This is a genomic window from Marinilabilia salmonicolor JCM 21150 (assembly GCF_000259075.1).
Lineage (GTDB): Bacteria > Bacteroidota > Bacteroidia > Bacteroidales > Marinilabiliaceae > Marinilabilia > Marinilabilia salmonicolor.
Window position 1 is genome coordinate 254837 of the sequence record NZ_AJKI01000031.1, and the last position, 12789, is coordinate 267625.

Sequence of the window (12789 nt, forward strand, 5' to 3'; positions counted from 1 at the left end):
AAACAAAGACCGGCCAACAGTAACATTTTAACTGAATGCAGCATACAATATCCAAAGACGCAATCAACGAATTACCCCTGAAACAGTTTGAAGGGAAAGTGACAGTGATTGAGGATCCTGATCACGTTTCCGAAATCGTAGAAAGACTTCTAAAAGAAAAAGCGATCGGTTTTGATACCGAAACCAAGCCCTCTTTTAAAAAAGGTGTTTCTCACGACATATCACTCCTGCAACTCAGCACCAAAGACGAAGCTTATCTGTTTCGCCTTCCCAATACAGGATTCAACGGTTCCCTGACGAAACTAATGAACAACCCCGGGGTTGTAAAGGTTGGCGTCGGCATTCGGGACGACATCCGGGGGCTGAAACAGTTAAACAATTTTGTTCCCAAAGGATTTGTGGAGCTTCAGGAAATGGCTCCCAAATACGGAATTGAAGTCCTGAGTTTGAAAAACCTTGCCGGTCTTCTGTTGGGATTCAGAGTTTCCAAGCGACAAAGACTCTCCAACTGGGAAGCTCAGGAACTATCAGAGGGACAAATACTTTACGCGGCCACCGATGCCTGGGTATCTCTTGAGATTTACAACAAATTAAAAGAGCTGAAACCGGTTCCTCTGAAGAAAAAAGACGCTCAACCACAAGAAAAAAGCTCATAACAGCCAACCTATATATGGAATTTGCTAAAATCATTCTAAAACCGGGAAAAGAACAAAGCATTTTACGGTTTCACCCCTGGATATTCTCAGGGGCCATCAAATCTGTTTCCGGAGAAATAGAAGAAGGAGATATTGTAGAAGTACTGGACAACAACAACAACTTTCTGGCAATGGGCCATTCGCAGATCGGTTCCATCGCAGTAAGAATCTTTTCGTTTTCCAAAATAACGCCGGATGAAAAATTCTGGGAAGATAAAATCCGAAAAGCCCTGGATGTCAGAAAAAAATCAGGTCTCTTCAACAATCCGGAAACCAATGCCTACCGGCTGATTCATGCAGAAGGAGACGGCATGCCGGGACTTATCGTGGATATGTACAACCAAACCGCTGTTATGCAAATCCATACAGTTGGAATGTACCTCATCAAAGACACATTGTGTAAAGCCCTCCAAAATGCTTTGGGCCCGGAACTCAAGGCCATTTACAACAAATCGGAGGGAACCATCCCTTTTAAAGCCAATATCACAGCAGAAAATGGCTTTCTTTACGGGAAAACAGAGGATAAAACAGCTATTGAAAACGGATTGCGCTTTAATGTGGACTACGAAAAAGGCCAGAAAACCGGATTTTTTGTTGACCAGCGTGAGAACAGAGCTTTACTGGAGAAATACAGCAAAGACAAAAAAGTTCTGAACCTTTTTTGCTATACCGGAGGATTCTCTTTTTATGGCTTGCGGGGAGGAGCATCGCTGGTACATTCTGTGGACAGTTCCGAACGCGCCATTGAACTGACCCGCCAGAATGTGGAACTTAACTTCCCGGGTGATGAGCGACATCAGGCTTTTGCAGAAGATGCGTTTAAATTCCTGAATTCCCCGAAAGATGAATATGACCTGATGATTCTGGACCCTCCGGCATTTGCAAAACATCTGAATGTGGTTCCGAATGCCCTGCAGGGATACCGAAAATTAAATGCAAAAGCCATAGAAAAAATTAAACCAGGCGGCATTATCTTTACCTTCTCCTGTTCTCAGGTCATCAGTAAAGATGCCTTCCGAAAAGCAGTTTTTTCGGCTGCCGCCAAAACCGGCCGTTTTGTAAGAATTCTGCATCAGCTGGAGCAACCGGCAGATCATCCGGTTAATATTTATCATCCCGAAAGTGAATACCTGAAAGGGTTGGTTCTTCTAGTGGAGTAACAGTAACTAAAAAAGAAAAGATTTTGAAATTTACAGAATTTGGCTTCTCGCAGGAAGTAATTGACGGACTGGAAGCCATGAGATTTGAAAAAGCAACCCCCGTTCAGGAGGCCACCATCCCTCCCATCATGAACGGGAAAGATATGATTGCCTGTGCGCAAACCGGCACCGGAAAAACAGCAGCTTATCTGCTTCCAGTACTCGATCGTCAGGTGCAATCAAATTCCGAAGGACTCAATACCTTAGTATTGGTGCCAACCCGTGAGCTGGCCATGCAAATTGATCAGCAAATGGAGGGTTTTGGGTATTTTCTACCAATCACCTCTATTGCGGTATATGGAGGAAATGATGCCGGACTCTGGAATGCACAGAAAAATGCGCTGACCACAGGAGCCAATGTGATCGTGGCCACACCCGGCCGGCTGATTCAGCATCTGAGCATGGGATACGTCAAGATGGATACCTTAAAACACCTCATCCTCGACGAAGCAGATCGTATGCTCGATATGGGTTTCTACGAAGACATTATGCAAATTGTCTCCTTCCTTCCCAAAGAACGGCAGACCCTCATGTTCTCGGCTACCATGCCCAAAAAAATCAGAGACATGGCTCGTGAACTCCTTTCTGAATATGAAGAAGTCAACATCGCCCTGTCCAAACCGGCAGAAGGAGTACTCCAGGGAGCTTATATGACTTACGAACCCCAGAAAATACCATTGATCAACAGCCTGCTGAAGGGGAAAGATCTGAAAAGCATTGTAATCTTCTCTTCTACCAAACAAAAGGTTAAGGAGATTCAACAATCTCTGCAACGAAACGGATTCCCGGCAAAAGCAATTCACTCAGATCTGGAACAAAAAGACAGGACTGAAGTAATGCGCGAATTCAAAAACCGAAATGTGCAGATTCTTGTGGCCACCGACATCATAGCCAGGGGTATTGATGTGGAAGGAATCGACCTGGTCATAAATTTTGATGTTCCCCATGATGCAGAAGATTACGTACACCGGGTGGGGCGTACCGCCAGAGCATCCTCCACAGGAGTGGCACTGACCTTCATCACCGAAAAAGATCAACAGGATTTTCAAAAAATTGAAGAACTGATTGAATCAACCATCATAAAAATTCCTTTGCCTCAGGAGGTTGGAGAAGGCCCGGCATATAATCCAAAACCTTTCAGGAAAGGGAAAAAACCTTTTAAACGGTACAACAAAAAAGGAGGGAAACCTTCCGGAAAATCCCGGGATAACAATAGGTAGGTCAGCCCGTAAAGCTCCTGGTCAGCTTTTCAACAAACCTCATGCAGTACAATGCTTTTGGACCGTTTTATCAAATGCTGAAAAAAGTTTACTTTCCTGCTGACACATGGCAGATAACCGGAATTACCCGAAAAGAGCAAATATGTGCAGGAGAGCAGATAAACGAGTAATGTGGTAATATAAAATTTGCATTATCAAGAAATCAGAAGGCTGTATGGGCCGGGCCAGTCCCTGTTTATGCAGCTTTTCAGCATCAGAGAGAATCACGATCGGGCAAAAACAAAAAAATCATATAAAATCCGTTCATTATGCAAACCATTCCAAAACTAATAGCTGAAAAAACAGGTATTTCAGCAACTCAGGTCAACAACACCATTGCGCTCCTTGACGAAGGAGCTACCATTCCATTCATCAGCAGATACAGGAAAGAACGCACCGGAAGTTTAGATGAAGTTGCCATTGGAGACATAAAGGAAGCCTACGACAAATTTCAGGACCTGGAGAAGAGAAAAGCGACCATTCTGAAAACCATCGAAGAACAGGATTTGCTCACCGATGAATTAAAATCAAAAATAGAAAACTGTTACGACAGTACAGAACTTGAAGACATTTACCTGCCTTTCAAGCCAAAAAGAAAAACACGCGCCACAAAAGCCAGGGAACTGGGACTGGAACCACTGGCCAAAATCATAATGAAGCAGCATGAACGGGATATAGAGACCCGGGCAGCCTCCTTCCTGACCGATGAAGTTACTGATACAGAGGCTGCGTTGCAGGGTGCACGCGACATTATTGCTGAGTGGATCAACGAAAATCAGACCGCCCGGGAGATTGTCCGCAACAGTTTTCAGCACCATTCTGTAATAACAGCACGGCTGGTAAAAGGAAAAGAAGAGGAAGGTGCCAAATACCGTGATTATTTTGAGTGGGACGAACCGCTTAAGCGCTGCCCCTCCCATCGGTTCCTGGCCATGCAGCGTGGAGAAAAAGAAGGCTTCCTGAAACTGGGAGCAGCCCCTGATGCAGAAAATGTGCTGCCCCGTCTAAAACGCCTTTTTGTAAAAGGAAACAACGATGCATCAGATCAGGTAGAAATGGCGACCGAAGATTCATACAAAAGATTACTGGCCCCCTCCCTGGAAAACGAGACCATGGCACTCTTCAAGGAAAAAGCCGACGAAGAAGCCATTCGGGTATTCAGTGACAACCTGAGACAACTTTTACTGGCTCCTCCACTTGGCCAGAAGCGCGTACTAGCCATTGATCCGGGATACCGCACCGGCTGTAAAGTGGTATGTCTGGATGCTCAGGGTGAATTGTTGCACAATGAAGCAATTTATCCTCATCCCCCGCAAAAAGAGAGCGTGAAAGCCATGAAGAAACTGGATTCGCTGGTAGATGCCTACAAAATAGAAGCCATTGCCATTGGAAACGGAACGGCCTCCAGGGAAACCGAAGATTTGGTAAGGAAAACAAAATTCAATCGTGACGTTCAGGTTTTTGTAGTCAGTGAAGACGGTGCATCTGTTTACAGCGCAAGCAAAGTTGCCCGTGATGAATTCCCCCAGTATGATGTCACTGTTCGCGGAGCAGTCTCCATTGGTCGTCGCCTGATGGACCCGTTGGCAGAGCTGGTGAAAATCGACCCAAAATCCATCGGAGTGGGCCAATATCAGCATGATGTAGATCAACATCAGTTAAAAGACGCTTTGGACAGAGTCGTAGAATCGGCAGTTAACAGTGTAGGGGTAAACCTCAACACTGCCAGTCATCACCTGCTCACATACATCTCCGGTCTGGGACCAGCACTGGCCAAAAACATCGTATCATACAGGAATGAAAACGGTGCCTTTGCCAGTCGTGCAGCATTAAAAAAAGTTCCCAGACTGGGAGCCAAAGCTTTTGAACAGGCGGCAGGATTCCTCCGGATTTCGGATGCAAAAAACCCACTGGACAGCACTGCCGTTCACCCCGAGTCTTATTCCATCGTAAAACAGATGGCCGCTGATCTGGGATGTGAAATAATAGACCTGATTAATGACAAGACGCTTCGAGAAAAGATTGATCTGAATCGTTATGTAACAAACGATACCGGCTTGCCTACTCTAAAAGACATCATGCAGGAGCTCGAGAAACCAGGGCGGGATCCACGTCAAACCATCAAAGTTTTTGAGTTTTCCAAAGACGTACATAGCATGGAAGATCTGAAACCCGGAATGACAATCCCTGGCATTGTTACCAACATCACCAATTTTGGTGCCTTTGTGGATGTGGGAGTCAAGCAGGACGGACTGGTGCACATTTCCCAGCTGGCCGACCGTTTCATTTCAAACCCCAATGACGTGGTAAAGTTACATCAGCATGTGGAAGTGCGGGTGCTGGAGGTGGATGTAGCCCGCAAAAGGATCCAGTTGTCGATGAAAAACCTGTAGAGACGATTCATGAATCGTCTATACATGAATCGTATTTACAACACAAAAAAGGCGGCCCGTAAGGTCGCCTTTTTTGTTAACATTTATTCTTTCCTGATCAGAACCGGAAACCAAGTTTAATAACCGGCTGTGAAAGGAACGCAGTATTATGTGTAGCAGCATCCTGTGCTTCCATACCACTCTGATGAAACACACGTTTTGCATTGTACATATAATTAAAGGCTTTAATCTCAATCCCAAGAAACATTCCTTCGGACAAATAGTAGTCGATACCTCCGACAATACTACCGCCAAGGCCATAAGCCTCTCCGCGACGCGTATCATAGGTAGGAATCACTTCTCCATCATCATCAACACCTCTGAATCCATCAGCAATTTCCATCTGACCATAGGTAGCGTTGACTTGCACTCCCCCGTAGGGGTTTACTTTCGAATAGTTACTGGCGAAATAGTAATCGGCACCTAAATCAACATAAAACTGTTTGGTAGTGCGGCTTTCCATCATCTCCCAACCCGGAACGAATGTTCCAGGATAAGAAGCTTCTCCCTCCACTCTTGCTTCTCCGGTCACCATTGTTGCATCTGCAGCAGGAGAGCTAACAATAGCTCCTGAACCGTTGAAGCGTGCAGCAATTTGTGAAGTGATGAAATATTTCGCTTCGACACCAATCATATTTGTCATGCTGTTACTTGTACTGTAGGTATTTTCCAGGGGCCAGGAAAGATTCCTTGCAATACCATCCCAATCATTTACGGCTCCATTTACTTCATAATACATATCGCCAAACGAAACAGCACGTCCAAAGCGTAGGGCCACCGATTTATCGCCTGCCTGCGGACCAAAAGATTGAGCCATAACTCCTCCGGTAAGAAGGAGCATTGCCACCATCAACGTCCACGACATTTTTATCTTTCTCATAAGAATCAGGCTTTTATTTAAGGATTATAGTAATAGTGAAAAATATGGCCGGGAAGCTGAACTCCCCGGCCGGGGAATATTTATTTCTCCTAAACTACTCCTCTCCTAATTCTGCATCAATTAACTCTTTGTAATGATCTGCCTCTGCCTGATAGATATCCAGCTCGGTTTGTTTCTGGGCAATTTTTGCTTCCAGGCTTGCAATCAAAGCCTCCCAGTTTGCAAAGTCATTGTCAATCTCAGCGATATCAGCCTCTGTTTTAGCAATCTGCTCTTTAAGACCGGTTACATTTTCATACAAATCGTCTGAAATATCTTCGCCATTTCCTTCGAGAACATCCTCAAAACCTTCAGCACGAACTAACTCAGCTTTAAGAGCAGCCAATTCGGCTGAAACTTCATCATAAGCAACCCTTGCGGCATAAAATACAGCTTTGGCATCCTGGTAAGAAGTTTCCAGGGCTGTCAGATTACCTGACTGAAGACCTTCGAGATAAGCAACATAACCTTCAACAATTTCGAGATCGGCCTCATACTCACTCATATCATCCTCCCAGCCGTCAATTTCTGCTTCCCAGCTTTCAATTTCTGCATTAAATACTCCAATAAAATAAGGGATATTTACTACCTCCTCGTTGGGTCCCAGTGGACTTTCCGCATAGTTGGCCATATAAAGGAAAGAGAGATCTATATCAGAATCATTCACATCATTGATGAATTCGTCATAAGCTGTATATGCATCGTAGAATGTTCCTGAAGTAGAGTTCATCGGATCACCGGGATTGTCCGTGACAGCCTCAAGAGCATCCACTGCATCATCCAATGCATCCTGACTGGCAGTTGTTTGTTCCGCCTGATTGGCAATTTCAGCCACATTTACTTCATGCAACAGAGGCTCGATCTTTTCAAATTCCGTAATAACAGCCTGTTCAAGAGCGGCCAGTTGAGATGCATATTGCTCATGAAGCTCTTCAAGCAGATCAACCACATCTTCTTTTTCGGAAATCAACTCCTCATTGGCATCAATATCGGCTTCGAAGCCTTCAATCCAGTCATTGTAATATTTGTATGACTGGAAATAAATACCTTCGGTATCAAAGTCAGAATCACCAGCACCAGTTTCTTCAATATTATCAGGATCAATTACATTGGTAAGATAACTATAAGGAATAATCTCAGAATTTATGTTTTCTTCATCAGAAAATAAATCAATCAAATTATCCTTATTCACCACTTCCTCCCATGCATCGTAAGCAGCCTGGTACTCTTCGAGCGCAACTTCGCGGGCTTGCTCTGCCAGCTTCTGCTCCACTTCTTTGTCATCAATCTGAGCTTTAAGATTGTAGATATCTTCTTTCACATCTACCAGTTCGTCAGCAATGGTTGCCAAATCACCCATTACTGCTTCGTAGCGTTCCACCCATCCCTGAAGATATCCAAGTTTAACATTCAGGTATTCCTGCTGAATGGTTTTGGCAGCGGCCAGATTTCCTGAATCGGTAAGATTATTATTCAGGAAGTACAACTGAGCGGTGGCCAGATTTCTCTGAAGACCGATAATCTCCTGCCTCAAAGTATTAACATCTGTGATAGCTTCTTTGTAAGCAGTCAGATAAGCAGAAAGATTCTTGTTTTTTGCAGCATCAGCAGCAAGCTCGGATTCATACTTTGAAAGCGCAATCTCCAGGTCTTTCTGGGCTTCAGCCAAATCTTTTTCAGCAGTAACAAGAGCCTTGTCAATGATAGCCTGAGTCTGAGCCTGATTCAGATCAGCAGCGATCTGAGCATTGGCAATTGAAATCTCATTGCTGGCTTCATTGTAAGCATTTTGTATTTCTTTTGCTCGGGCTTCAGCCTCTTTAATGGCAACTTCAGCCTGCTTAACCGCTGTTTCGGCGTTTCTGTAAGCAGCTTCAGCTTCAGCGGCAAGAGTTGTGGCAGTAGCTTCGGCATTTAATTTAGCTGCCTGAGCTTGTCTAAGGGCTTTTACACCGTCAGCCTCTTCATTTTTCACACATCCGGTGGTGAGTAGGAGTCCGGCCAAAACAGCCGTACCGGTTAGGAGTTTTAAATTTTTCATTTAACTAATTGATTAAAATTAAACAAAGATTATTTGTTCAGAATTATTTGAAAATTCAATATTTAACGACAAATTTTCTATTTAAAATCAATAAGAGATAAACCAAACGAGATCATCGTTTGAACACTTATTACACGGTGGCAAAATTCTTTCAGGGGGAAATAAAAGAAACAACACAGTGAAATCTGTCTGCCTAAAAAGGAAAAAACTAAAGAGCTTTTCTTTTAAAAACGCCACAAACTTACCAGAAGAAGTTCATATATTCCAACCCCAAACACCCTCACTTTCTGAACAACTATCATTGTTTTCTGAACGAACAACTTCAGCCAACGAACGAAATAAGAAATTAAACAAAGCGACAAAAAAGCAATAACTGTTAAACCCGGAGCCCGTTTCAATTGCTATATTTGCAAATCCCAACCATTTATCAGCCTAAACTTATGCAGGAATTCACGAACATTCTCACACAAATCGACAGCATGATCGGAGGATCAGCCTGGTTTGTTTATCTTTTATTGGGCACTGGCCTGTTCTTTACCATTTACCTGGTTTTTCCGCAAATAAGATTTTTTAAATATGCCCTTAAAATTGTCAGGGGAAAATTCGACCGGGAAGGCGACGTGGGGGACACAAGCCATTTTCAGGCACTGACCACTGCACTTTCGGGGACGGTGGGTACAGGAAATATTGCAGGAGTGGCCCTGGCTCTTCACCTGGGAGGCCCGGCGGCTCTGTTTTGGATGCTGGTAACTGCGATGATTGGAATGACCACCAAGTTTGTGGAAGTTACACTTTCTCATAAATACAGAGACAAAGCGTCTGACGGATCCATCAGTGGAGGACCGATGTACTACATGAAAAAAAGGCTGAACCTTAGACTTCCATCAGGAAAAGTAATAAAAACAGGCAGTCTGCTGGCCATCATTTTTGCAGTAGCAACAATTTTCTCCTCCTTTGGAACCGGCAATCTTCCTCAGATCAACAGCATATCCAATTCTCTTTTCGAAACCTTCGAAATCCCCCATGTCCTTACAGGAGCAATTTTAAGTGTTCTGATGGGGTTTGTAATTCTTGGAGGCATCAAAAGGATTGCCAAAGTGACCCAAACACTGGTTCCGGTAATGGCAGTCATCTATTTTATCGGAGCCATGCTGGTTATCGTTTACAATTATGAAAACATAATTCCCTCACTTCAAGCCATAGCTTCCGGCATTCTCACAGGCAGCTCGGCCACGGGAGGATTTTTAGGCGCATCAGTGGCTTTCGCTTTTAACCGGGGAGTTAACCGCGGATTGTTTTCCAATGAAGCAGGACAGGGCTCTGCCCCTATCGCGCATGCCGCAGCAAGGGCTCACGAACCCGTTTCCGAAGGTCTTGTAGCCCTGCTGGAGCCATTCATTGACACAATAATCATTTGTATGCTTACGGGACTGACCCTCATGGCATCAGGGGTATGGAATGAAAAACTTGAAAACCGGTTCCAGATGACCGATATGGAAATCATTGATGGACATTACACAGACGCTGACCGAAACATTTTACAAGAGCATCTTTCAGGAGAAAACACTTTGCCTCTGTTTACAGGGGCCCTGCAAACCGAAAACGGAGCCCCTGGGAGTAATGTCACCATCCTCCATGCCCGTTCCGTTGCAGAAAACGTAAAAATATACAAAGACGGCAGTCTTTTTTCAGGAAACATCGGGGTAATCAACGGACTATTAAAGGAGTCCGATCGCTACACCATAGAAGGAGAATCTCTTCTGCACAGTGCTCCTCTTACCACGGTAGCTTTTTCACGAAGCTGGCTGGGAGAATACGGAAAGTACATTGTTTCCATCGGCTTACTTCTGTTTGCTTTTTCTACTGCTATATCCTGGAGTTATTACGGCGGAAGAGCCGTCACCTTCCTGTTTGGCATAAAGGGGGTTTTATGGTACAAAGGCATCTATATTATCGGATTCTTTCTGGCATCATTTACCGACACCACCATTGTCTGGATATTTTCAGGAATTACCATCGCCCTGATGACAATCCCAAACCTGATAGGACTCTTATTTCTTCATAAAGAAGTAAAACAGGAAGTCAAAAGTTTTTGGAATGAGTACAATGAGAGTTTTCCGGATGAAAAGGGTCCAAAATGGTAAACAATAACCGGCCTGTAAGCTAACTCTAAACCTCAGCCTCAATATTTGTCTCAGCCTGAACCCCTAAATCATCAAAAAACCACTGTTCATTAATAAAAAAAACCAATACCTGAATGATATCACTTGCCGTAATAGGATTATTCATCGTTGGCATAGGAATCGGTCTCCTTCTACGGAAACACCCCATTGTTTTAAAAATAACAGAGCCATTGGTGTCTGTGGCCATTTTTGCCCTTCTGTTCTTTCTTGGAATATCAGTGGGGACTGATGATCGGGTGATCCAAAACATCACTTCCCTGGGCTGGCAAGCCGTTCTTTTGAGCAGTGGAGCCATTCTTGGCAGCCTGATTCTGGCCCGTCTGGCAACTTCATTCTTCAAAGAAGACAAAGAAGAAGTACCAAAGCGCACAAAATTAAGTCATAAACCTCTGACTCCAGGATGGTTTATCGGTATCCTAAAAAACCAAAGTCTGTGGATTCTGCTCTTCTTCGTGGCCGGAACAATTGGAAGCCGATGGGGAGTCTTTCCGGCATATTGGGGCGATAACATGGTAGCCACAGGTACATTGTATGTAATGATGATACTTGTGGGAACAGGACTGGGAGCAGACCCTAGGGCACTGGAAATATTGAAACGAACAAGCTTCAGAATACTATTGGTTCCGGCCATCGTAATCGTGGGCAGTATTGGTGGCAGTTTACTGACCTCTTTTCTTTTAGACAGTATTGACACCGCTAACGGAATGGCCATTGGTGCGGGTTTTGGCTACTATTCTCTTTCAGCAATATTTATCGACCAGATCAGCGGAAGTGAAATGGGCGTAATAGCACTGCTTGCCAACATTTTCAGAGAAGTTATCACCCTGCTCGCAGCACCACTCATGGTCAGATGGTTCGGAAAGCTTGGCGCCATAGTTTCGGGCGGAGCCACAGCCATGGACACTACTTTGCCGGTTATTGTAAAAGCCACCGGAAAAGAATACGCGGTCATCAGTATTTTCAGTGGAATCGTTCTTTCGATTCTGGTGCCGGTATTGGTACCGTTTATTTTAAGTTCCTAAGACTTGAGGCAAAGAATGAGGTTAAGGTTGAGAAAAAAACAGAGAAATTGAAGATTAAAACTTGTAACTGAAACTTTGTTTTGGTGGGTTAGACGCAGGTCTGTAGAGATGTACTTTCGTAGAGACACATGACCATTTTAACACAGATCCGGGCATCTCTATTAGTCAAACACCAATTAGACACAGAACCGCAAGTCTCTACCAGGGTGGTTTTGTCAACTCCGTACACTCCAACTCAAAACCCTGAACCCAAAACTCACAGCCCAAACCCAGAAATCAAACCTCAGAACTCAGAATTTTTTCCACCGCCTCATCACTTTCGACGACTCCATCGCGCAACCGGATAATTCTTTTGGCATGTTGGGCAATATCCTCTTCATGTGTCACCAATACAATGGTATTGCCTGCATTGTGAATCTCCTCAAACAGACGCATGATGTCCACGGAAGTTTTGGAGTCCAGGTTACCGGTTGGCTCATCGGCCAAAATAAGAGACGGTTTATTGACCAATGCCCGGGCCACAGCAACCCTTTGCCGCTGTCCCCCTGACAATTCATTGGGTTTGTGCGTCATTCTTTCAGCAAGTCCGACATTATCCAAAGCCTGTCGTCCTTTATCATAACGTTCTTCTTTTTTTACTCCCGCATATATCAATGGAAGCACAACATTATCCAAAGCAGAATATCTTGGCAACAAATTAAACGTCTGAAAAACAAAACCAATTTCACGATTTCTTATTTCGGCAAGCTGATCGTCACTCATGTGACTGACATCGGTTCCGTTTAGGATGTATCGTCCCGACGTGGGCGTATCAAGTGCACCAATAAGGTTCATCAGTGTGGATTTCCCGGATCCTGACGGGCCCATAATAGCCACATACTCGCCCTTCTCAATGGAAAGAGACACTCCATTGAGCGCTTTAACCACCTGAGTTCCTACCTCATAATGTTTCTTCAGATCTTCTATGTGAATAACAGCTGTATCCATTGGTGGAGTTTATTAAAAAAGAGTTAGCAAAACACAAAATCAGGTCTTGCAG

Annotated in this window: 9 protein-coding genes; 6 read left to right on the forward strand and 3 right to left on the reverse strand. The window is 44.2% G+C overall.

Translation table 11 applies throughout. From position 1 onward, the window contains the following. Positions 1–35: 35 nt before the first annotated feature. The 4 genes from W7W_RS0115445 to W7W_RS0115465 all read left to right on the forward strand — a co-directional run bounded on the left by W7W_RS0115445 (position 36) and on the right by W7W_RS0115465 (position 5546). The gene (locus W7W_RS0115445) at positions 36–656 is read left to right on the forward strand and encodes a 3'-5' exonuclease (RefSeq protein ID WP_010664599.1); all 621 of its coding nucleotides are present in this window, start codon (positions 36–38) and stop codon (positions 654–656) included. Positions 657–670: 14 nt separating this feature from the next. Then, positions 671–1855: a class I SAM-dependent rRNA methyltransferase gene (locus W7W_RS0115450; protein ID WP_010664600.1), complete on the forward strand. Its 1185-nt coding sequence runs from the start codon at positions 671–673 to the stop codon at positions 1853–1855. A 23-nt stretch (positions 1856–1878) separates the two neighbouring features. Next, entirely contained in the window at positions 1879–3114 is a 1236-nt protein-coding gene (locus W7W_RS0115455; RefSeq protein WP_010664601.1) for a DEAD/DEAH box helicase, read from the forward strand. Between the two features lie 308 nt (positions 3115–3422). After that, positions 3423–5546, forward strand: coding sequence for a Tex family protein (locus tag W7W_RS0115465; protein WP_010664602.1), 2124 nt, complete (start codon positions 3423–3425; stop codon positions 5544–5546). A 97-nt stretch (positions 5547–5643) separates the two neighbouring features. On the opposite strand, the gene W7W_RS0115470 is transcribed toward W7W_RS0115465, so the two are convergent. Continuing rightward, positions 5644–6465, reverse strand: a complete 822-nt coding sequence (locus W7W_RS0115470; protein WP_081485189.1) for a BT1926 family outer membrane beta-barrel protein — start codon at positions 6463–6465, stop codon at positions 5644–5646. Between the two features lie 94 nt (positions 6466–6559). Further along, on the reverse strand, positions 6560–8545 hold the full coding sequence (locus W7W_RS0115475; RefSeq protein ID WP_010664604.1) for a coiled-coil domain-containing protein: 1986 nt from the start codon (positions 8543–8545) through the stop codon (positions 6560–6562). 440 nt (positions 8546–8985) lie between these two features. On the opposite strand from W7W_RS0115475, the gene W7W_RS0115480 reads away from it, so the two are divergent. Both W7W_RS0115480 and W7W_RS0115490 read left to right on the forward strand, forming a co-directional pair. Further along, positions 8986–10689 carry an alanine/glycine:cation symporter family protein gene (locus tag W7W_RS0115480; RefSeq protein WP_010664605.1) on the forward strand — a complete coding sequence of 568 codons (1704 nt, stop codon included), beginning with the start codon at positions 8986–8988 and terminating at the stop codon, positions 10687–10689. A gap of 113 nt (positions 10690–10802) precedes the next feature. Continuing rightward, positions 10803–11750: a lysine exporter LysO family protein gene (locus W7W_RS0115490; RefSeq protein ID WP_081485190.1), complete on the forward strand. Its 948-nt coding sequence runs from the start codon at positions 10803–10805 to the stop codon at positions 11748–11750. 276 nt (positions 11751–12026) lie between these two features. Here W7W_RS0115490 and W7W_RS0115495 read toward each other — a convergent pair whose 3' ends face one another. Continuing rightward, positions 12027–12737 carry an ABC transporter ATP-binding protein gene (locus W7W_RS0115495; RefSeq protein WP_010664608.1) on the reverse strand — a complete coding sequence of 237 codons (711 nt, stop codon included), beginning with the start codon at positions 12735–12737 and terminating at the stop codon, positions 12027–12029. Positions 12738–12789: the final 52 nt, after the last annotated feature.